18 protein-coding genes are annotated in these 20,423 nt (G+C 76.3%); 8 read left to right on the top strand and 10 right to left on the bottom strand.

Annotation, left to right across the window (positions count from 1 at the left end):
* Window positions 1–95: 95 nt before the first annotated feature.
* The 7 genes from rosag_RS16410 to rosag_RS16380 form a co-directional block, all read right to left on the bottom strand.
* A complete protein-coding gene (locus rosag_RS16410; RefSeq protein ID WP_284351239.1) occupies window positions 96–950 on the bottom strand; it encodes an oxidoreductase in 855 nt (284 codons plus the stop codon).
* Between the two features lie 26 nt (window positions 951–976).
* A complete protein-coding gene (locus rosag_RS16405) occupies window positions 977–1,876 on the bottom strand; it encodes an HAD-IIB family hydrolase (protein WP_284351238.1) in 900 nt (299 codons plus the stop codon).
* A 69-nt stretch (window positions 1,877–1,945) separates the two neighbouring features.
* Window positions 1,946–2,422 carry a hypothetical protein gene (locus rosag_RS16400; RefSeq protein ID WP_284351237.1) on the bottom strand — a complete coding sequence of 159 codons (477 nt, stop codon included), beginning with the start codon at window positions 2,420–2,422 and terminating at the stop codon, window positions 1,946–1,948.
* Entirely contained in the window at window positions 2,419–3,678 is a 1,260-nt protein-coding gene (locus rosag_RS16395) for a metallophosphoesterase (RefSeq protein WP_284351236.1), read from the bottom strand. Before rosag_RS16395 ends, rosag_RS16400 begins: the two co-directional genes overlap by 4 nt.
* Window positions 3,668–5,002: a protein kinase domain-containing protein gene (locus rosag_RS16390; protein WP_284351235.1), complete on the bottom strand. Its 1,335-nt coding sequence runs from the start codon at window positions 5,000–5,002 to the stop codon at window positions 3,668–3,670. Before rosag_RS16390 ends, rosag_RS16395 begins: the two co-directional genes overlap by 11 nt.
* Window positions 5,003–5,015: 13 nt before the next feature.
* The gene (locus rosag_RS16385) at window positions 5,016–5,993 is read right to left on the bottom strand and encodes a vWA domain-containing protein (RefSeq protein ID WP_284351234.1); all 978 of its coding nucleotides are present in this window, start codon (window positions 5,991–5,993) and stop codon (window positions 5,016–5,018) included.
* A 61-nt stretch (window positions 5,994–6,054) separates the two neighbouring features.
* Window positions 6,055–8,505 carry an ABC transporter permease gene (locus rosag_RS16380; RefSeq protein ID WP_284351233.1) on the bottom strand — a complete coding sequence of 817 codons (2,451 nt, stop codon included), beginning with the start codon at window positions 8,503–8,505 and terminating at the stop codon, window positions 6,055–6,057.
* Window positions 8,506–8,665: 160 nt separating this feature from the next.
* Here rosag_RS16380 and rosag_RS16375 point away from each other — a divergent pair, with 160 nt between their 5' ends.
* Complete coding sequence (locus rosag_RS16375; RefSeq protein WP_284351232.1) at window positions 8,666–9,286, top strand: nitroreductase family protein; 621 nt, start codon at window positions 8,666–8,668, stop codon at window positions 9,284–9,286.
* 91 nt (window positions 9,287–9,377) lie between these two features.
* Here rosag_RS16375 and rosag_RS16370 read toward each other — a convergent pair whose 3' ends face one another.
* Both rosag_RS16370 and rosag_RS16365 read right to left on the bottom strand, forming a co-directional pair.
* Complete coding sequence (locus rosag_RS16370) at window positions 9,378–10,457, bottom strand: alpha/beta fold hydrolase (RefSeq protein ID WP_284351231.1); 1,080 nt, start codon at window positions 10,455–10,457, stop codon at window positions 9,378–9,380.
* A gap of 87 nt (window positions 10,458–10,544) precedes the next feature.
* Window positions 10,545–12,578 carry a M20/M25/M40 family metallo-hydrolase gene (locus rosag_RS16365; RefSeq protein WP_284351230.1) on the bottom strand — a complete coding sequence of 678 codons (2,034 nt, stop codon included), beginning with the start codon at window positions 12,576–12,578 and terminating at the stop codon, window positions 10,545–10,547.
* A 195-nt stretch (window positions 12,579–12,773) separates the two neighbouring features.
* On the opposite strand from rosag_RS16365, the gene rosag_RS16360 reads away from it, so the two are divergent.
* From rosag_RS16360 to rosag_RS16340, 5 genes are all read left to right on the top strand, one after another.
* The gene (locus tag rosag_RS16360) at window positions 12,774–13,385 is read left to right on the top strand and encodes an RNA polymerase sigma factor (RefSeq protein WP_284351229.1); all 612 of its coding nucleotides are present in this window, start codon (window positions 12,774–12,776) and stop codon (window positions 13,383–13,385) included.
* Window positions 13,382–14,281, top strand: coding sequence for a zf-HC2 domain-containing protein (locus rosag_RS16355; protein WP_284351228.1), 900 nt, complete (start codon window positions 13,382–13,384; stop codon window positions 14,279–14,281). The genes rosag_RS16360 and rosag_RS16355 overlap by 4 nt, the downstream gene beginning before the upstream one ends.
* Before the next feature lie 139 nt (window positions 14,282–14,420).
* Entirely contained in the window at window positions 14,421–15,761 is a 1,341-nt protein-coding gene (locus rosag_RS16350) for a hypothetical protein (protein ID WP_284351227.1), read from the top strand.
* On the top strand, window positions 15,748–16,452 hold the full coding sequence (locus tag rosag_RS16345; protein ID WP_284351226.1) for a cupredoxin domain-containing protein: 705 nt from the start codon (window positions 15,748–15,750) through the stop codon (window positions 16,450–16,452). The genes rosag_RS16350 and rosag_RS16345 overlap by 14 nt, the downstream gene beginning before the upstream one ends.
* A 1-nt stretch (window position 16,453) precedes the next feature.
* On the top strand, window positions 16,454–18,544 hold the full coding sequence (locus tag rosag_RS16340; protein ID WP_284351225.1) for a protein kinase domain-containing protein: 2,091 nt from the start codon (window positions 16,454–16,456) through the stop codon (window positions 18,542–18,544).
* A 21-nt stretch (window positions 18,545–18,565) separates the two neighbouring features.
* Here the strand turns inward: rosag_RS16340 and rosag_RS16335 are convergent, their stop codons facing one another.
* Window positions 18,566–19,078 carry a CHRD domain-containing protein gene (locus tag rosag_RS16335; RefSeq protein WP_284351224.1) on the bottom strand — a complete coding sequence of 171 codons (513 nt, stop codon included), beginning with the start codon at window positions 19,076–19,078 and terminating at the stop codon, window positions 18,566–18,568.
* A 228-nt stretch (window positions 19,079–19,306) separates the two neighbouring features.
* Between rosag_RS16335 and rosag_RS16330 the strand changes: the two genes are divergently transcribed.
* Both rosag_RS16330 and rosag_RS16325 read left to right on the top strand, forming a co-directional pair.
* Window positions 19,307–19,834: a QcrA and Rieske domain-containing protein gene (locus rosag_RS16330; RefSeq protein WP_284351223.1), complete on the top strand. Its 528-nt coding sequence runs from the start codon at window positions 19,307–19,309 to the stop codon at window positions 19,832–19,834.
* A gap of 5 nt (window positions 19,835–19,839) precedes the next feature.
* On the top strand, window positions 19,840–20,394 hold the full coding sequence (locus rosag_RS16325; RefSeq protein WP_284351222.1) for a QcrA and Rieske domain-containing protein: 555 nt from the start codon (window positions 19,840–19,842) through the stop codon (window positions 20,392–20,394).
* Window positions 20,395–20,423 lie beyond the last annotated feature (29 nt).

Here is a 20,423-nt window from a genome sequence, read left to right as displayed (position 1 = left end):
GCGAGGTCGGCCACCCGTCAGCACGAAGCGCCGCGGCAGCCGCCGCGGCGCTTCATACTATGCTGATAGTTGGTGCGCCGGGCGTCAAGAGGCGGTCAGCTGCCCTCCGGGAAGTCCGCGCCCACGGTCGTCGCCTCCCACGCGTCGAAGTTCGCCTTCAGCAGGTCGAGCTTCCACCGCGCGCCGCGCATCGCGCCCTTGCCCAGCAGCAGGTGCAGCGGCGGCTCGGGCGCCTCGACGGCCGCGATGATCGCCGCCGCCGCGCGCACCGGATCGCCCGGCTGCTTGCCGCTGTAGCCGCGGATGGTGCCCTGGTTCGTGTGCGCCGTCTCCGCGTAGTCGGCGATGCGCGTCGTCGCGTCGTTCGCGCTGCGGCCCGCCCAGTCGGTGCGGAACCCGCTCGGCTCCACGACGGTGACCTTGATGCCGAGCGGCGCCGTCTCGAGCGAGAGCGCCTCGGAGAGGCCGACGACCGCGAACTTCGTCGCGTTGTACCAGCCCACGCCCGGGAACGCGCGGATGCCGCCGATGGACGCGATGTTCACGACGTGGCCGGCGCGCCGCCGCCGCATGCCGGGCAGCACCGCGTTCGTCATGCGGCCCAGCCCGAACACGTTGATCTCGAACATGCGGCGCACCTCGGCCTCGTCGCTCTCCTCGATCGCGCCGAAGTAGCCGATGCCCGCGTTGTTCACCAGCACGTCGATGCGGCCGAAGCGCTCCTCGGCCGCGCGCACGCTCGCCTCGACCTCCGCGGGCACCGTGACGTCGAGCTTCGCGACCAGCGCGCGCTCGCCGTGCGCCTCGGCGATGTCGCGCACGCTGTCGGGATTGCGCGCGGTGACCACGCAACGGTAGCCGCGGTCGAGCACCGCGCGCGCCAGCTCGCGGCCGAAGCCGGTGGAGCAGCCGGTGATGAACCAGACGGGCGTGTCCTTCGTATCCTGCATGCGTTCCTGTCTCGAGTGGTGAAGCGTCAGCGATCGCCGTGCGAGTTGCCGTGCGTGGCCAGCGCGCGCGCCAGTGCATCGGCGAGGCCACCATCGTCCACGTGCGCGAAGACGTCGTGCGCGCGCTCCAGCGCCTCCGGCTCGGCGTTCGCGGGCGCGACGGGCCAGCCGCCCGCCTCGCCGACCGCCGTCATCGCCGCGGCGTCGTTGCCGCCGTCGCCCGCGAACATCACCGCCGACAGCGGCACGCCGTACGCCTCGGCCACGGTGCGCACGCCCACCACCTTGTCGATCTGCGGATCGAGCACGCTCACGAACGTCGTCTCGGGCATCAACGGGGAGAGCGACGGCACCAGCCGCGCGCGCGGCGCGGGATCGGCGAGCACCGCGTCCAGCTCGTCGTGCGCGAGCATCCACTGGCCGCGCACGATGACGCGGCCCGGCGTGCGCGCGAACGCGTCGGCGTCCACGGGCTGGTACGGCTCGCCGATGAGCGACGCGTGGCGCTGCGCGCGCTCGACGGCCTCCGCGCGCCCCGCGAGCACCGCGTAGCCGTCGTCGGAGTACAGCTCGAGCGCGCGCCCGGTCGCGCGCGCCTGCGCGAGCAGCGCCGCGACCGTCTCGTCGGAGAGGCCGGCCGAGCGCGAGCCGCCGTTGCCGAGGTGGGCGATGCTGGCGCCGTTCTGGAAGACGTGCCACGCATCGCCGTCCAGCCGCGTCGCGAGCGCGCGCGTGATGCCGAAGCCGGGCCGGCCGGTGCACACCGCGAGGTGCACGCCGGCGGCACGCAGCCGGTCGGCGGCGTCCCACACCGCCTGGTGCACCGTGCCCGAGGAGCCGACGAGCGTGCCGTCGACGTCGATGAAGACCAGCCGGATCGCGCTGCGTGCGGCGCTGCGCGTGGTGTGTGGCGTCGCGTGCGTCATGCGTCGCATGCTAGCGGGTCCGCGACGCGCATGCGACGTCGGCCATCAGCGGCGAGAATCAGTACCACCTCAATACCACACGACGTACACGAAGCCGGCCAGCAGCAGCGCCAGCAGGAAGAGCACGACCATCACGAGCCGGCCCATGCAGCCGAGGAACGACGGCAGCGCGACGCGCACGGCCGGGGGAATCACGTCGGGCACGACCGGTCCCGTCCGGGGCGGCGCGTGGGGCCGGGTCGTCGGGCGCCAGTCGGGCGCGATCGGCGGCACCGACATCGGATCGCGGCGCGTGACGCGACGCGGCGGCGGCGGCTCGGCCGGTGGTGGCGCGAAGGGCGGTGGCGGCGCGGGCGGGCGCGCGACGACGATGGGGCCGGCGTCGCGCGTGGCGCCGCACGCGTCGCAGCGCGGCGCGTCGAGCCAGCGGCCCGGCACGTGGTTCGGGCAGAAGAGCCGGACGTCTGCCTCGTGGCAGGTCTCGCACGTGCCCTCGTCGTCCTGCACCGAGCCGCAGTTGGGGCAGCGGAGGACCAGCGCGCTCACGCGTCGGGCTCCGTCGGCGCGTCGGGTGCCCCGTCCGCTTCGATCTCCTCGGGATAGAGCTCGCGCACGAGGGCCTCGGGCACGTGCAGCCGGTGCACCTGCGGCAGCGCGCCGGGCACCCAGCGCGCGATCGTCGGGATGCGCGCGTACGGGCCGAACACCTCGCGCGGCAGGCGACGCGCGAGCGCGACGGTGGTGAGCACGGGATGATCGGACGCGTAGTAGACGGCCCAGCGGTCGTCGACGTGGTCGTGCCCGCGCACCATGTGCGTCACCGGGCGCCCGAGCCGGCCGGCGAGCGCGCAGAAGTCCGCGAAGTCCTCGCGGCCGAACTGGCTGCCGCGCGACGCGCGGTTGGGCAGCTTGCGCCGCGCCTTCGGATGCGCGCGCGTCCAGACGAAGTCCGCCAGCGCGCGCGGATCGTTGAAGTCGCCGCTCGCCTCCAGCTCCGCGTGCAGGTCGACGAGCGGGAAGCCGCCGTGCGCGGCCAGCAGGCCGTCCGGGAAGAAGAGCGCGCGCGGCGCCCGCTCGAAGAAGCGCACGGCGAGCCGGCCCGCGCGCGGCCCCAGCGCGTCGGGCGATTCGCCCGCCAGCCCATCCGCGAAGTCCGACGGCGACACGCCCGACGCCAGGCGCTCGCCCGTCCAGCGCAGCGCCTCGTCGTGGTTGCCGGCGATCACGCACACGCGTTCCGGATGCTCCGCCGCGAGCTCGAACACGCGCAGCAGCAGCGCGAGCCCGAAGCCGCCGTCGTCGAACAGGTCGCCGAGGAAGACGAGGCGCGCGGCCGGGTCGTCGGCGCGCACGAGCGCGAGCGCCGCCTCGAGCGCCAGCAGGTCGCCGTGCAGGTCGCCGACGAACCAGAGCGGCGCGTCGCCCGGCTCCGTCACGCGGATCGCGCGGTCCTCCGGCGTCGCGCGGTCGGCGTCGAACAGGAAGCCCGGTCCGTCGGGCCGATCGAGGAGCGCGGTCATCGTCGCGACGATCGCGTCGCCGCGCGCGAGGATCGCGTCGGCATCGACCGCCTGCCGGATCGCCGCCCAGTCGAGCGACTCGACGTCCACCACCGGCGGGATCGCGATCGTGGACGGCGGCGGTGGCGGCGCGGGGTCCGGCACGGGCGCGTCGGCAGGCGCGGCGACGGGCGGCATCACGTGCCCCAGCACGCGCTCGGGCGGCGTGACGTCGGACGTGAACGCGCGCGGCGTCGAGTCGCGGGGCTGTTCGGGCGCGTCGCCCGGCGGCTCAGAGCGCACGGACCGTCAGTGGAAGCTTCACCACGCCCTTCGCCTGCCGCCCGACGGCCAGCACGTCGCCGTCGTGCAGCGCGCGCGGCGCGGCCAGCGCCTCGCCGTTCACCAGCGTCTCGTTCGTGGTGCCGGGCAGCGGCGCGACGTGCCATCGCCGATCGGGTCCGCGCTCCAGCACCATCTGCCGCGCGTCCCAGAACTCCGCGTCGGCGCCGAACTGCCGCGCGAGGTGCTTGCCGAGCTCCGTGCGCACGCCCAGCTGCAGCACGTGGCCGCTGGCGCCGACGAGCTGCACGCGGTCGCTCGTGAGCGCGGCGCGCGGCCCTGCAGCCGCCGCGGGCTGCGGACTGCGGACTGCGGGTTCCTTGGGGGGCGCGGGTGCCGTCGCGGCGACCGGTGCCGCCGCGGGCTTCGCCTCGCGGCCGCTCAGCACGGCGCGCAGCTCCGCGGCCGTGGGGCGCGCCGCCGGATCGGGCGACAGGCAGCGATGCAGCGCCGCCGACACGGCGGCGTTGTCCGCGGGCTTCGGCATCACGCCCGCGAGCACCGGCGGCTTGGCCGCATACGCGCGCACCAGCGCCGCGTACTCCGCCTGGTCGTCGCGCCAGTACGGGTGCACGCCCGCCAGCAGCTCGTAGAGCAGCAGCCCGCACGTGAAGACGTCCGACGCCAGCCCCGGCACCGCGCCGCGCGTCATGTGCTCGGGCGAGCGGTAGTTGTCCGAGCCCACGTAGCCCTGATGGCCGTGCCACGGCGCCCGCTTGTCCGCGAGCACAGAGAAGTCCATGTCGATCAGCTTCAGCTGGTAGCCGGCGCCGATCGACGGGTCGCGGATCAGGTAGACGTTGGGCGGCTTGAGGTCCGCGTGCACCACCTTCGACTCGTGCAGCGCGGCGATGCCCGCCATCAGCACCTTCGCCCACGTCACGTGCCGCGCCCACACGTCCGGATCGAGCAGTGGCGAGCGTCCGTCGCGCGCGTGCGCGGCGCGCTCCTCCTCGAACAGCTGCTGCAGGTCGCCGCCGTGCTCGACGAACTCGTACGCCTGGAAGTACGTCGGGCCGCCCCACCGCTCCTCGAACGCGTCGATCAGGCGCACCGCGTAGTTCGCCGCCTTGCCGCCGCGCACGCGCGCCGCCAGCTCCTGCTGGTAGTCGATGAAGGCGCCGTACCACACCACGGTCGGCGCGGGCGACTTGTACTGCTTGAGGAAGATGCGGCGCCCGTCGGGCGACTCGGCGGCGTACGAGATCGCCATCGCGCCGGGGCCGAACACCTTCGTCACGCGGTAGCCGCGCAGCGCGTCGCCGACCTTGAGCTTCTTCGCCATGTCGGAGCGCGCGCTACAGCGCCACGGTCTCGGCCGACTTCGACACGCTCGCCGCCAGCTGCTTGAGCGTGGTGCGGAAGTTCGCCGCGTCGGCCGTGTACTTCTGCAGCGCCTCCTGTGGCGACAGGCCCTCGTACTCGACCACCTCCCACTCCGACTTGTCGATCTGGCTCAGGCGGTCGTAGCCCTCGAAGTTCGGCGCGAACAGGCTGAGGATGATGCGGTTCGCCATCACCACGTTCGCCACGTCCTGCAGGCTGCCGCCCTTCGCCTGCGGGATCTGCAGCGTCTCCTTGAACGACGCGTCGGTGAAGACGACGACCACGCGCGCCGCCTCGCTGCGGTAGCGCCACTTGCCGGGATCCTCGCTCTGCGCGCCCTTCGGCGTCGCCTCCATCGTCGCGATGGTGTAGAGCGCGTCGAGCAGCGACTCCGGCTCGTCGCCGCCGCCCTGCGCCTGCAGCGTGCCGAGCTGCGCCTTCAACGCCACCGCGTCGCGCACGAACGGGTGGTCCTCGATCCACGGCAGCCCCTCGCTCTCCGCGTGGTCGATGTCGCGGTAGCCGACGACCTTGCCGCGCCAGTCCTTCACTGGCGCCGCGTTGTTGGCGTCGCCCTGGCTCAGCGAGTCGACGAACACCTCGATGTTGCGGCGCAGCGCGTCGATGATGGGCGCCATGCTGCCGGTGACGTCGACGAGGAAGACGATGTCGGCGACGCCCTTCGTCTTCGCGCGCGGCGCGGGCGCGGGTGCGGCGGTGATCGGCGCCGCGGCCGTCCCGGCACCCGCGTTCGCATCCACGTTCGCGCCCGCGTTCGGATCGGGCGCGAGCGGCTCGGTCACGATCGCATCGGTCGCGGACGCGGGGCTCGGCGGCGCGTTGGTCGCGGCGGCGGCGTCGACCGCCTCCGGCATGGGCGGCAGTGGCATACCGAGCTCGTCGGCGCTGCGCGTCGCGCCGCCGGCGTCGGGGGTCGGCGAGGTCTCCATCGGCGGCTCCTGTGTGCTGAAAGGGGGTGGGCCGCCCCCTCATGCAGGAGTGTTGCCGTCGTCACTCGCTGCGCAGCGCGATCGCGGGATCGACGCGTGCGGCGCGACGCGCGGGGATGAGCGTCGCCACCAGCGTCACCGCGCCCAGCACCGCCGGCACCGCGACGAAGGTCAGCGGATCGAGCGTGCCGACCCCGTAGACGAGCGTCGTCAGCAGTCGCGAGAGCAGCCCCGCCGCCAGCAGGCCCACGGCCACGCCCGCGCCGGCCACCGCCATGCCCTGCCCCAGCATCATGCGGCCGATGGCCGCGCGCCGCGCGCCGAGCGCCATGCGGATCCCGACCTCGTGCGTGCGCTGCGTGACGAGCAGCGACACCAGCCCGTAGATCCCGACCGCGGCCAGCGCGAGCGCGAGCCCCGCGAACAGCGCCAGCAGCACCGTCGTGAAGCGCGGCTCGGCCAGCGCGTCGTCGGTGACGCGCTCGAGCGTCTGCACGTCGGCGAGCGGGACGTTCGGATCGAGCTCGCGCACCACCGCGCGCAGCGGCGCGGCGAGCGCCAGCGGATCGCCCGCGGTGCGCAGCACCAGCGTCATCGCGCGCGGCGCGTTCCCCGTCTCCAGCGCGTAGTGCGCGGGCGTGACGTACATCTCCGCGCGCGGCTCCTCGACGATCGCGTTGTGCCGCACGACGCCGACGATGCCGACGATCGTCATCCACGGCTGGTCGGCGGTGCCCCACTTGAAGCGCTTGCCGAGCGCGTCGCCATCCGGCCAGTAGCGGTCGGCCATCGTCTGGTTGATGACGACCACCGGCACGCCGCGCGCGTCGTCCGTGCGCGCGAGCGTACGCCCCTGCCGCAGCGGGATGCGCATCGCCTCGAAGTAGCCGGGCATCACGACCTGCCAGTCGCCGTTCGGGTTGTCGCGCCCGTCGCGCGCGCGGCCCTCGATCGTGATCGACCAGTCGCCGATCGTGCCGGTGAGCGGCAGCAGCCGCGTGCCCGCCGCCGCACGCACGCCAGGGATCTGCGCGACGCGCTGCTGCAGCCGCTCGTGGAACGCGACCACCTGCGCGGGCTCGGGATACTCGGCCGCCGGCAGCGCCAGGCGTGCCGTGAGCGCGCCGCGCGGATCGAAGCCCAGGTCCACGCGCCGCAGCTCCACGAGGCTGCGCAGCAGGAGCGCGGCGCCCACCACCAGCACCACCGACATCGCGACCTGCACCACCGCGAGGCCGCGGCGGAAGCGCTGCCGCGCGCGGCCCGTGGTGCCCGAGCGCCCGCCGCTCTCGTGCAGCGCGCCGGCGACGTCGGGCCGCGACAGCTGCAGCGCCGGCGCGAGCCCGAACACGAAGCCCGTCGCCACCGCCAGCAGCGTCGTGAACGCCAGCACGCCCAGGTCCACGCGCACGTCGGCGACGCGCGGCAGCGACGCGGGCGCGAGCGACGCGAGCAGGCGCGTGCCCGCCCACGCGAGCGCGACGCCGCACGCGCCGCCCGCCGCCGCGAGCAGCACGCTCTCGGCCAGCAGCTGCCGCATCACGCGCGCGCGCGCCGCGCCCAGCGCCTTGCGCACCGCGATCTCGCGCCGCCGCTCGTCGGCACGCGCGAGCAGCAGGTTGGCGGCGTTCGCGCACGCGATCAGCAGCAGCAGCGCGACGGCGCCGAACAGGATCCAGAGCGGCCGTCGCATGTCGCCGAGCACCAGGTCGTGCACCGGGACCGCGGCGCGGTAGAGGCGTCCGCTCCCGTCGTCGATCACGAACCCCTCGCGCACCCAGCCCTGCGCGACGCGCCGCAGCTCGCGCGTGCCCTGCTCGGGCGCGACGCCCGGTCGCAGGCGCGCGAAGCCGATGAAGTTGCGGCTCCCCCATCCGCCGAGGTTCGCGGTGTCGACGACCTGCGGGATCCACAGCTCGGTCGGGCGTCCCTCTCGGAAGTCGAGCGGGAAGCGGAACGCCGCCGGCATCACGCCGACGATCGTGCGTGCGCGGCCGTTCACGCGCAGCGTGCGCCCCACCACGTCGGGCGCGCCGCCGTAGCGCCGCTGCCAGAGCGCGTGGCCGATCACCGCGACGTCGCCCGCGCCGGGCGCGCCCTCGTCGGGGCGGAAGGTGCGGCCCAGCAGCGGCGCCGCGGCGAGCGTCGCGAAGGCGTTGGCGGTGACGCTGCCGATCGCGACGCGCTCCGGCTCCACGTCGCCGGTGAGGTTCGCGCTGCCGCTGGTGAAGCCGGCGACGTGCGTGAAGGCGCGCGCGTCCGCGCCGATCGCCGCCAGCTCGCGCAGCGACAGCCAGGTCGTCTCCCCCTTCTCGGTCGCGTTCCAGAGGACCGTCAGCCGCTCGGGCGCGCCGTACGGCAGCGGCCGCAGCAGCACGGTGCGCACGAGGCTGAAGAGCGCCGTGTTGGCGCCGATCCCGAGCGCGAGCGTGAGGATCGCGACGGCGCTGACCGTGCGCGCCCGCCGCAGGCGCCGCAGCGCGTAGCGGAGGTCGGTGGCGAGGTGGGCCATGGGGGCGGTGGGAGTGGGGGGCCTGCGCCGGAGACCGCCCCGCTTGGACCGTCCCCCACCCCGCCGGGTTTGGGCGTGGAACTATCTCACCACTGAGGGTTATTCACCGCCACGCGCCGATCGCATGGCCGCGTCTCCCCCTACGAGAAGGACCGACTTCATGGATACCAGCATCAGCACCCTGCTAGACGTGCGCGAGGCCGCCGAACGGCGCCGCTCCATCCGCGCCTTCGAGCCGGAGCCCATCCCGGCCGCGGACCTCGAGGCGATCCTCGACGTCGTGCGCCTCGCGCCGTCGGCGTTCAACGTCCAGCCGTGGCGCTTCGTGATCGTCGAGACGCCGGAGCTGAAGGCGCGCCTCGCGGCCGCCGCGTTCAACCAGCGCCAGGTCACGTCGGCGCCCGCGGTGATCGCGCTCTACACCGACATGCAGGACGCGCTCGCCACGCTGGAGGAGACGGTGCACCCCGGCATGCCCGAGGCGCAGCGCGCGGCCACGGCCGCGCACATCCGCGGCATCCTCGGCAAGCAGAGCCCGGAGGATCAGGAGAGCTGGGCCGCCGGCCAGGGCTACATCGCCCTCGGCTACCTGCTGCTGGCGGCCGAGGCGCACGGCTACCAGACGTCGCCGATGACGGGCTTCGACGCCGCGCAGGTGCGCGAGGTGCTCGGCCTCCCTGACCACGTGCGGGTGCCGGCGCTCGTCGCCATCGGCCGCGGGACGGAGGAGGGCTTCACGCACCACCGCCATTCGCTCGATCGCATCGTCCGCGCGGCCTGACGCCGCGCGACGACGCTCCTGAACGCACGCACGCCCCGCGAGCTCTCCGGCTCGCGGGGCGTCGTCGTTCGGGTCGTGGCGTCGGCTCGTGTCAGCGGCAGGACACCGGCCGCCCGCGCAGGAAGTCGCGCACCAGCGCCACGACCTCGCGCTCGCGCTGCAGGTGCACGTGATGGATGGCGTCCATCTCGACGACGCAGCGCGCGCCGCCGGCCGCGCGGAACTGCGCGATGCTGGCGTCGGTCCACGCGCCGACGACGTCGCGCTCGAACGCGAGCACGCTGTCGCGCAGGCTCGCGCGGATGGTGGGCGCCAGCCGCTCCGCGAGCGACGCCGACATCTGGGGACCGCGCGCGTAGATGGCCAGCGAGGGCGCGCGCACCGCGGCGTACTCCGGCGGCGCGCCGGCGGTGGCCGTGAGCATCGCGCCGTAGCGCGCGAGCGGCGTGCGCCAGCGCAGCGTGCCGTCGCTCCCCTTCACCAGCGACGCGAGGTAGTCGCGCTCCACCGCCGGACCCCAGGCCTTCGCGAGGTCCGGGCGGGCGCGGCGCTGGTAGGCGAGGTACGCCGCGGGCGACGCGCGGTCGGCGTCGGTCATCGCGGGCGGGCCGGGATCGGGATCGCGGTCCATCCACGCCATCTGCGCCTGCCGGTCGTACGCCGCGTCCAGGTACACCAGGCGCCCCACGCGGTCCGGGTGGCGGGCGGCGAGGCGCGTCAGCTCCGCGCCCGCGAGCGAGTGTCCCACGAGGTGCGCGCGCCGCACGCCCAGCGAGTCGAGGAAGGCCACCACGTCGGCCGCCAGCGTGTCGAGCCCGTAGCCCGCGGCGGGCGCCTCGCTCTCGCCGTGCGCGCGGCGCGTGAGCGCGACGACGCGGAAGCCCTCGCGCGCGAGCGCCGGCCCGAACGCGCTGTAGCTCCACGCGGAGTTGCCGAGGCCCGCCAGCAGCACGACGGTCTCGCCGCGGCCGCCGAAGTCGAGCCACTGGAGCCGCGCCCCGGGCACCTGCACGAACGCGCGCCGCACGCCCGGCACGTCCGCGACCAGCGGCGAGGCGGCCGCGGCGACCACGGGGATCGGCGGGCGGGGAGCGGGCGCCGCGGCCTGCGCCCCCGCGAGCGCGGGCGCGACGGCGATAGCGAGAGCGACGAGGCGGACGACGATGGCCATGCGGATGCGAGCGGCAGGAGCGTCGGAGGCGATGCGGCGGGACGGCGAACACTCTGCGGGCCCGCGTGCGGACCCGCCAGGGCGCGCTCAGGGCGCCGCGATCACGAGCGCCAGCAGCCGCGCCAGCGCGGCCAGGTCGCGCAGGTCCAGCACCTCCGCCGGCGAGTGGCTGTACCGTCCCGGCCACGAGAGCCCCATCCCCGGCGCGCCCGCGTCGACGAACGGGCCGGCGTCGGTGGATCCGTGCGTCGTCCCGACCTGCAGCGGGATCCCCGCCGCCGCGGCCAGCCGACGCACCCGCGCGCGCTCCGCGCGCCCGGCGGCCATCCCGTCGTCCAGCCCGCGCAGCACCGCGCCCGCGCCGAGCGGTGCGTGCGCGAACACCGGCGACTCCAGCGGCGTGTCCGACGAGACGAACGTGTCGATCGCATAGGCGCGGCGCACCGACGCGCCCACACGCTCGGCGAGCGCCCGCGCGCCTTCCAGCCCGCCCTCCTCGCGCACGCTCCACGCGAGGATGACCTTGTGCGTGAGCCGCGCCGGGTCGAGCGCCCGCGCGGCCAGCAGCAGCGCGGCCGTGCCCGCGCGGTCGTCGAGCGAGCGCGCGGCGTAGCGCGTCGCGCCGAGCCGCACGCCGCCCTTGGTCGCGGTGACGCCCGCGCCCACGCGCACGCCGCGCGCGACCAGCGCGGCCGAGTCGAGCCCGAACCAGGCGCGCAGCGCGGCGGGACGCTTGCCGCTCACCTCGCGCGGCGCGCGCGGCACGAACGCGCCGGGAATCGACGCCGCGCCGTCGACGTGCAGCAGCGCGGGCTGCCCCTCCCACGCCGACGGGATGACGCCGCCCCGGGCGGTGAGCGCCACGGTGCCGTCGCCGCCGATCGACGCGACGGTCCACGACACCTCGTCCATGTGCGCCACCGCGACCACGGTGTCGCGGTCCGGCCCCGCCGCGACGACGACGTTGCCCGCGGAGTCGACGACCGCCGCCGCGCGCGCCCACGCGGGGAGCGCCGCGAGCACCGCCGCACGCACGGGCGCCTCGTGCCCCGGCACGCCCGGCAGCGCCACCAGCGTGTCGAGCAGCGCGGCGAGACGCGTGTGCGCGTCGGGCGCGCGGCGCGGCGCCGCATCGGTCGGCGCGGCGGGCATCGTCCACGGCGTCGCGCCGGCCGGCAGCCCCGCCGCCTCGCGCACGGCCGCCAGCAGCGAGTCGGCGTCCGCCGCCCGGACCGCCTCGACCAGCGTGCCGGGGTGCCGCGCCCGCACGCTCAGCGTCACGCCGTCCGGCAGGGCGCGACGGCGCACCGCGGCGTCGAGGCGCGCCGTGTCCGCGCCGGCGACGACGGTCTGGCTGTCGACGGGGCCGTGCCGCGCGACGGCCGCGTAGAGCCCGGCCCAGTTGAAGGCGCGGCGCGTGCTCAGCACGAACAGCGTCTCGCCGCGCGCGGGCGGCTGTCGCAGCGCGGCGGCGGCCACGCTCGCCACCGCGGCGCAGCCGGCGCGACCGGCGGCGTCGTTGCCCACCACGTGGTCGGCGACGATCCACGGGGCATGGCGGCGGCGCACGGGATCGAGCAGCTCGACGCCCATCGCCTCCACCTCGGCGCGCGAGCGGGCGCCGACGTCGAGCCACAGCTGGTCGGCCCCGACCACCGTCGTGTCGCCGCGGTGCTGCCGCGCGAAGTGGCCGTTGGCGATCGCGAACACGCCGGGCACCGCGCCGCGCGCGCCGAGGACCTCGATCTGCTGCCCCTCGTGCGCCTGCTCCCAGAGCGGGTGCGGGGCGGCGCGCCCGGCGCGGTGCACGCGCAGGTAGCCGGCGTCGGTGATCTGGCTGACGACGAGCCCCGCGGGGTCGAGCCCGCACGCCACCACGCGCCGCGGCCGGCCCTGCCCCACGCGCAGCACGAGGTTGTCGCTGGCGTCGCGCTGCCACCGCGGCTCCGCCGCGCGGACCGCCTCGCCCGCCGGGACCGCGTCGACCGGCGACGCGTCGAGCGCCATCCAGCGCGCGAGCGCGTCCAGCGTGCCGGCCCCTCGGGACTGCGCGGCGGCCGCCGACGGCGCGAGGACGCCGAGGGCGCACAGGAAGACGACGATGGGGCGAATGGATCGCATGCGACGGTCGGGAGCGAGGGGGCGACGGGGCGGGCGCAAGTGTGGGCCGCGTCGCAGGCCGTCGCTACCCCACCGCCACCCCGTCGGCGGCTGGCCGCCGGATGGCGCGGGAATAACTTCGGGACATGCGCCGTCCCCTGGGCGAGCGGCGGCCCCTGCGGGGCCCGCCCAGCCGCCCGGTCCCGCGCCCCCGCCGTGACGCCCTCGCCCGACCTCCTGACCGATCCGCACGCGCGCTTCGACGCCCTGGTGCTCCCGCACCTGGACCGCATGCTCGCGTTCGCCCGCCGCCGCGCCGACTCTCCCGAGGACGCCGAGGACGCGGTGCAGGAGGCCTGCGTGCGCGCGTGGCAGGCGCTCGGCGAGCTCCGCGACGCGGTGCGCGTGCGCCCGTGGCTCTACCGCATCCTGCGCACGGTGCTGGTGGACTCGTACGAGAAGGCGGGCCGTCGCCGCCGCCTCGTCTCGATCACCCGCCTCGAGGACGCGCACGAGCAGCTGGTGGGCGGCGACGTCGACGCGGTGTTCGACGAGGTCGTGGGCCGGCTGGTGGGCGAGGCCGTGCACGCCGCGCTCGCCGACCTGCCCGAGGACTTCGCCGCGCCGGTGGAGCTGCACGACATCGACGGCTTCAAGTACCACGAGATCGCCGACATCCTCGGCATCCCCCTCGGCACCGTGATGAGCCGCATCTCGCGCGGCCGCCGCCTGCTGGCCGGCGCGATCGTGGCCCGTCACGGCCTGCGGCCCACGGAGCTCCGTGCGGACGCCGCCGCCCGACGTCCACTGCGCGGAGGTGCGCGGTGACCGACCCCCGCCATCCCATCGGCCCGCTCGGCGCGCTGCCCGCGACCGACCCGCGCGACGACGCGGCCCGCGAGGCGCGCCACGCCCTCCTCCGCGACCTGCTGGCCGCCTACGGCGACGGCGAGCTGCCGGCCGAGACGGCGTCGCAGATCGAGGCGCACCTGGTGGGATGCGAGCGGTGCCGCCGCGAGCTGGACGTGCACGACAGCGTGCGCCGGCGCCTGGGCAGCGAGCCGACCGCGAGCGCCTCGCCCGCGCTGCGCGCGCGCATCGCCGCGGCCGTCGCGGCGACGCCGATTCCCGCGCCCGTCGTGGCGCCCGCGCCGCGCCGCGGCCTGCGCGTGGCCGTCGCCGCCGCGGCGGTGCTGGCCGCACTCGCGACGGGCGGGCTCGCGTGGCGCGCGCGCGTCGCGCCGGACGTCCCGCTGCAGCGCGTGGCGGCGACGGTGGCGGCCGTGCCGCTCCTGCACGACGTCGTCGCCGACTTCCGCCGCGTGGCGGCGGGCGACCTGCCGGGCCGTGCGCGCGACCTGGACGGCGTGCGCGCCGCGGTGCCGTTCCCGGTCGCGCCGCTGCAGTCGGACCGCCTGCGGCTGCTGGGCGCGTGGACGACCGACCTCGCGGGCGAGCCCGCGGCGGTGCTCGCGTACCGCTGGAACGACCGGCTGCTGCTGCAGTACATCGTCTCGGAGGAGCGGTTCTTCCGCGCGCCCGCGGTGCGCGCGAGCGTGGCGGGCGGGCACGTCGCGGGCGCGGTGGACGGCGCGCAGGCCATGGTCGCGTGGCCGGCGGCGGCGGCCGGGGTGGTGGTGGTGTCGGACGTCGCGCTCGAGCGGCTCGCCGCCGTGGTCGTGGCCGCACGGGTGGCCGGCCTCCCGGCCGGCGGTGCAGACTAGGGACGTCGCGGACGCGCGCGCCATCCGGCGCGTACGATCCCGCCGTCCCCTCCGCCCGCCCGACATGCCCCGATCGCGCCGGTCCGCGGTCCGCCGCGCGCTCGCCCGTGCGCCTTGGAGTGCGTTCGCCCGTGCGTCCGTGCTCGTGCTCGTCCACGCGACCGCCACCGGCGCTGCTCACGCGCAGACGCCCGCGGACACCGCGCGCCGTCCCGCGCCCGACTCGCTCTCCGCCGACTCGCTGGCGGCGCGGCTGGCGCGGGCGGAGGCGGCGATCGCGCTGCTGCGCCAGCAGATGGCGGAGGAGTCCGAGACGGCGGCTCGCACGCGCTCGCGCGCGCGGCTGGAGTTCTCGGCGCGGCTGCTGGCGAACGGGTTCTGGACGTCGGCGCGGGTGAACAACGTCGACGTGCCGCAGGTGGCGTCGCCGCCGGTGGCGGGCGGTGGCGGCGTGCTGGGCGCGACGGTGCGGCAGTCGCGCGTCGGCGCGGTCGCCGTCATCCCCGAGGTGCTCGGCGGCACGTTCGACGCGGGGATCGACGTCGACTTCTTCGGCGGCGTGCAGAACGGCGCCGGCGACCGGCGGCTCTTCCCCGAGCCGCGGCTGCGCACGGCGCGCGGCCGCCTGATCTGGGCGCGCACGGAGGTGCTGGTGGGCTCGGAGACGCCGCTCGTGTCCGACCTCGATCCGATCAGCGTGGCGTCGGTGGGCACGCCGAACTTCTCGGGCGCGGGCAACCTGTGGAACTGGCTGGCGCAGGTGCGCGTGACGCGCGAGGTCACCGACTCGGGCGCGCCGGTGCGCATCGCGCTGCAGGGCGCGGTGCTGGCGCCGTTCGCGGGCGCGCAGGTGGCCGGCGAGCCCGACGCCGTGGACGCGGCCGAGCGCTCGCGGCGGCCGTTCCTCGAGGCGCGCGTGCGCGGACGGTGGGGCGCCGCGGCGGCCGAGCACGACCTGCCCGCGCTGACGGAGCTGGTGGACGGCGGCGGCGAGGTCGGCGTCGGCGTGCACCATGGCTGGGTGGACATCGGCGGCGGCGTGCTGCGCGCCAGCCGCGCGTTCACGGTCGATGCGCGCGTCGCGCTGGCGCCCGGCGTGGAGCTGCGCGGCGAGGGCTACGCGGGCGGCCAGCTGCTGCGCGGGCTGGGCGGCGGCGGGATCGGCCAGGCGTTCGGGCGCGCCGCGGCGGGCGCGCCACCCGGTGCCCTCGGCCCGCCGCTGCGCGACGCCGCGGGGTGGGCGCAGCTCAACGTCCAGCCGCATCCGGTGCTGATGGGCGGCGCGGGGTGCGGGATCGATGGGGTACGTGCCGCGGATCGCGCGGTGCGGCAGCGCAACGCGGTGTGCGCGGCGCACGTCGCGTGGCGTCCCGTGCAGCCGCTGCTCGTCGGCTTCGAGTGGCGCCGCCTGCGCACGCGCTACGACGCGGGCGCGTTCGTGGCGCATCACCTCAACCTGGCCTTCGGTGTGGAGCTCTGACGGTCGCCGCGTCGCGCTGCTCGCGACCACGCTGCTCGTGACGCCGACCGTCGCCCATGCGCAGCGCGGCGCCGCGCCGGCCGTGCGCGGACAGGTCACGCTGCTGGAGCGCGCGGGCGCGACGCCGGGCGACGTGCGCGGCGCGGTCGTGTGGCTGGAGGAGCGCGGCCGGCCGGCGTCGCCGCGCACGCCGCGCGAGGGCCGCATCGCGATGCGCGGCCGCGAGTTCCTGCCGCACGTGCTGACGGTGCCCGTGGGCAGCGCGGTCGGCTTCCCGAACCAGGATCCGTTCAGCCACAACGTGTTCTCGAACGTCGACCACGGGCCGTTCGACCTGGGGCTGTATCGCCGCGGCGCGACGCGCAGCGCGACGTTCGCGCGCGCGGGCGTGTATCCGATCTACTGCAACATCCACTCGAAGATGGTGAGCTTCGTCGTCGCGGTGCCGACGGCGTGGGTGGTGCAGCCCGGCGCCGACGGCGCGTTCGCGATCGACGGCGTGCCCGAGGGGACGTACGTGCTGCATGCATGGCACGAGCGCAGCGCGACGGAGCTGGTGCAGGAGGTCGCCGTGACGGCGAACGGGCTCTCCGGCGTGCGCGTGGTGCTCGACGCGCGCGCGTGGGTGGCGGCGCCGCATCTCAACAAGTTCGGCCGCCCGTACGCGGTGACCCGTGCGGATCGCTACTGACATGCGTACCGACCTGCGCGCGCGGCTGCTGCCGGGGCTCACGGGGCGCGTCTTCCTCGTGACCGCGGCGATCGTGTGCGCGGTGCTGGCCGCGGCGCTCGCGGCGGCGTCGGTGTCGGCGCGCGCCGCGGCGGTGCGCGACGCGCGGCGCGGGCTGGAGCAGGCGGCCGACCTCACCGCGCAGCTGCTCGCGGGGCGCGGCCGCAGCCTCGCCGGCGGCGCGCGCGTGTTCGTGCAGGGTCCGTACTTCCGCGCGCTGGTGGCCGAGCGGCGCCGCGACGACATCCTCGACCAGGCGTTCGAGGGCGCAGAGCAGCTGGAGGCCGACTGGGTCTTCATCACCGACGAGCGCGGCGTGCTGCTGGCGAAGAGTGACGAGCCGGGCGCGGCGGGCGAGCCGATGGCGGGCATCCCGCTCGTGGCCGGCGCGCTCGAAGGGCGCGTGACGACGGGCTTCGGCGCGTCGCGCGACAGCGTCCTGTTCCAGACGGTCGCGGTGCCGATCGTGGTGCCGGGCGCCGCGCCGGTGGGGACGCTCGTCGCCACGCGCGTGGTGGACACGACGCTCGCGCGCGACGTGCAGGCGGCGACGGGCACGGACGTCGTCTTCTACACGCTGGAGCCGGACGGACGGCGGCGCGTCGCGGCGTCCACGATGCCGCGCGACGCGGCCGCGGCGCTGCTGCCCGCGAGCAACGCCGCGCGCGTGGACGACGATCGCTACCTCACGCAGCACGCGGCGCTGGTGACGGCGGGCGGCGATCCGGTGGGCGGGTTCATGGTGGTGCGCGCGGCCGCGGCGATCCCCACCGGCCTCGCGGGCGTGCGGCGCTCGCTGCTGGTCGCCGGCGCGCTCGGCCTGCTGCTCGCGCTGGCGGCGGCGTGGCTGGCCGCGCTGCGCGTGACGCGCCCCACGCGCACGCTCGCGGCGGCGGCCCGCGCGGCCATCGGCGGCGACTACGTGACGGCGGCGCGCACCGCGCGCGACGCGGCCGCGCGCACGTCGCCCGACGAGATCACCGCGCTCGCCGGCGCGCTGGGGACGCTGCTGGCGGAGCTGCGCGAGAAGGAGCTGCTGGTCGCGGTGCTGGAGGCGGCGGCGCCGCTGCCGGTCGCGGGCGCGCCGAGCGACGCGCCGGCGGCCGGTGGCAGCGCGGCGGTGCGCACCCGCGGCGCGCTCGTGCCGCGGCGCGCCACGCATCCGGCGCCGCACCGCGCGCCGCGCATCGGCGGCACGCTGTCGCCCGGCGACACCTTCGCGGGCCGCTACGCGGTGCAGGCGGAGCTGGGGCGCGGCGGCGCGGGCATCGTGTACCGCGCGCTCGACCTGCTGGTGGACGAGCGCGTCGCGCTCAAGCTGCTGCGCCCCGAGCTGCTCGCGACCGACGCGCAGGCGCGCGAGCGGCTGATCCGCGAGCTGCGGCTGGCGCGCCGCGTGTCGCACCGCAACGTCGTGCGCACGCACGACCTGATGGAGCACGACGGCACGCCCTTCATCACGATGGAGTTCGTCGAGGGCGCGTCGCTCGGCACCGTGCTGCGCGCGCGCGGCCCGCTGGCGGCCCACACCGCGCTCGCGCTCGCGCGGCAGCTGGCGCGCGCGCTGGAGGCGGCGCACGAGCAGGGCGTCGTGCACGGCGACCTGAAGCCCGAGAACCTGCTCGTGCGGCTGGACGGGCTGCTGAAGGTGGGCGACTTCGGCGTCGCGACGCTGATGCGGCGCGGCGGGCCGGCGGCGCCGCGGCTGCAGCTCGCGGGCACCATCGGCGGCGCGATCGTCGGCACGCCGGAGTACATGGCGCCCGAGGTGCTGCTGGGGAGCGAGCCGGACGTGCGCGCGGACCTCTACGCCATGGGGATGGTGCTGCACGCGTGCCTGTCGGGCGGCACGCCGTACCAGGTGGACACGCCGCGCGCCTTCCTCGCGCGCAAGCTCGACGCGCCCGCGCCGCGCACTCCGGATGCGCCGACGGCACTCACGGCGGTGCCGGGCGACCTGCACGCGCTCGTCGCGGACCTCACCGCGCCCGATCCCGACGCGCGCCCCGCGACGGCGGCGGCGGTCGCCGCGCGGCTGGCGCGCATCGCGTGATCGCGCAGGATCAGACCATCATCAGCGCGGGTTGAGCTGCCCGCGGATCTCGCCGCCCGCGTTCACGGAGGTGTGCACGTTGACGTACGCGTTGCCGGTGCGCATCAGCGCCACCAGCGAGTCCATCGACATCGGCGTCTGGCCGGCGGGCGCGCGGATGTCGGCCGCGGTGAAGGTGCCGGTGAGCGTGCCGGTGCTGGCCGTCGCGGTGGTGCGCGGGAAGTCCACGATCACGCCGGCCGTCTGCGACGCGCTCCCCGGCGCGTGGATGTGCGAGCCGGTGGGCGTGCCGTTGATGCCGCTGTACGTCACGACGTAGCTCGCGGTGCCGCCGCGCACCGTCACCGTGGCGGTGCCGGTGGCCGTCGTGGTCACGGGGTTCGGCCGCTCGTTCGCGCCGGTGAGCGTGGCGACGAACACGGGATCCGACGCGACGACCGGATCGTCGTCGTCGCTGCACGCCGCGCTCCCGAGCACGACGGCCGCGGTGGCCAGCAGCGAGAGGGTGCGGACGCGCGGGAACGGGTGGAACATGGCGGAGGCTCCGGCGAGAGGGGCGGGACGCGAGCGACGCGAGCGACGCGAGCGACGCGAGCGACGCGGGGTGCGCGGGGATGCGTCGGGGCGGACGGCGCGACGTCGTGCACTATTCCCGACGCGCGCCCCAGCACGCGCCGCGGGAATACTCCGCGTGACCGTGCCGTCTGCGGCGTGACGGCCCATGGTCGCCGTCCACACGGCTCACATCTCATCACGCGAGGCATGCCGCAGCTTCCCGTCCTGTCGTCGCATCCCGACCCCGCCGACGCGTGCCTCACGCGGCGCGACTTCGTCTCCACCACCGCGCTGTCCGTGCTGGCCGCGGCGCTCGCCGCGTCGTGCGGCGGCGGTGGCGGCGGCGACCCGACCGGCCCGCGGCCCACGCCCCCGCAGATCCCCGCCAACGCGGGCGCCAGCGTCGCCGGCAACGTGCTCACCGTGCAGCTGGCGCAGTTCCCGAGCCTCGCGCAGGCGAACGGCTTCCAGGTGTTCGGCACCGTCGGCGGGTCGGCGGTGGACGTGATCATCATCAACCTGGGCAACGACAGCTACCGCGCGTTCACCAGCATCTGCACGCACGAGCAGTGTCCGGTGAGCGGCTTCAACGGCACTCGCATCACGTGCCCGTGCCACGGCTCGGAGTACGACACCGCCGGTCGCAACGTGGCCGGGCCGGCGCCGCGCCCGCTCACCGAGTACCGCGCCGCGTACGACGCCGCCGCACGCACCGTCACCGTCACCAAGGGCTGAGCCACGTGCCGCAGGACGTGCGGGACGACGGTCGCGACGACGACGACGCGTGCGCGGCCTGCGACGACGCGTTTCCGGACGCGTTCCCGCGCGACCGCCGCGCCTTCCTGCGCGACGCCGCGGTTGCGGTGGCGGCCGCGCTGCTCGGACTCGGCGCATCGCCGCACGACGCCTGGGCGCGCCCGCTCGCCTTCGTGCCGGCGCGCCGCGCGCGCGGCGGCGGGCCGCGCTATCCCGTGCCCGCGCAGGACGGCGCCTCCATCGACCGCGACAACGAGGTGATCCTCGTGCGGTGGGAGGGCGCGGCGTACGCGTTCAACCTCGCGTGCCCGCACCAGAACACGGCGCTGCGCTGGATGGAGCGCGACCGGCGGTTCCAGTGCCCGAAGCACAAGTCGCGGTACCGGCCCGACGGCGGCTTCATCGAGGGGCGCGCGACGCGCGGCATGGACCGCTTCGCGCTGCGGCGCGACGGCGCCGAGATCGAGGTGGACCTCGACGTCCTGTACCGGCAGGACCGCGATCCGTCGGGGTGGAGCTCGGCCGTGCTGCGCCTGTGAGCCGCGTGAGCGGCCGCTGACCGGCGCAC

The organism is Roseisolibacter agri, from assembly GCF_030159095.1.
Lineage (GTDB): Bacteria > Gemmatimonadota > Gemmatimonadetes > Gemmatimonadales > Gemmatimonadaceae > Roseisolibacter > Roseisolibacter agri.
The sequence above is the reverse complement of the archived record's forward strand: the minus strand, read 5'-3'. Positions and strand labels throughout refer to the sequence as shown.

Excerpts from the sequence above, each read along its gene's own strand:
- rosag_RS16410 (WP_284351239.1), bottom strand. The coding sequence starts at position 950 with ATGCAGGATACGAAGGACACGCCCGTCTGGTTCATCACCGGCTGCTCC.
- rosag_RS16405 (WP_284351238.1), bottom strand. The coding sequence starts at position 1,876 with ATGACGCACGCGACGCCACACACCACGCGCAGCGCCGCACGCAGCGCG.
- rosag_RS16390 (WP_284351235.1), bottom strand. The coding sequence starts at position 5,002 with ATGGCGAAGAAGCTCAAGGTCGGCGACGCGCTGCGCGGCTACCGCGTG.
- rosag_RS16385 (WP_284351234.1), bottom strand. The coding sequence starts at position 5,993 with ATGGAGACCTCGCCGACCCCCGACGCCGGCGGCGCGACGCGCAGCGCC.
- rosag_RS16380 (WP_284351233.1), bottom strand. The coding sequence starts at position 8,505 with ATGGCCCACCTCGCCACCGACCTCCGCTACGCGCTGCGGCGCCTGCGG.
- rosag_RS16375 (WP_284351232.1), top strand. The coding sequence starts at position 8,666 with ATGGATACCAGCATCAGCACCCTGCTAGACGTGCGCGAGGCCGCCGAA.
- rosag_RS16370 (WP_284351231.1), bottom strand. The coding sequence starts at position 10,457 with ATGGCCATCGTCGTCCGCCTCGTCGCTCTCGCTATCGCCGTCGCGCCC.
- rosag_RS16365 (WP_284351230.1), bottom strand. The coding sequence starts at position 12,578 with ATGCGATCCATTCGCCCCATCGTCGTCTTCCTGTGCGCCCTCGGCGTC.
- rosag_RS16340 (WP_284351225.1), top strand. The coding sequence starts at position 16,454 with ATGCGTACCGACCTGCGCGCGCGGCTGCTGCCGGGGCTCACGGGGCGC.
- rosag_RS16335 (WP_284351224.1), bottom strand. The coding sequence starts at position 19,078 with ATGTTCCACCCGTTCCCGCGCGTCCGCACCCTCTCGCTGCTGGCCACC.
- rosag_RS16330 (WP_284351223.1), top strand. The coding sequence starts at position 19,307 with ATGCCGCAGCTTCCCGTCCTGTCGTCGCATCCCGACCCCGCCGACGCG.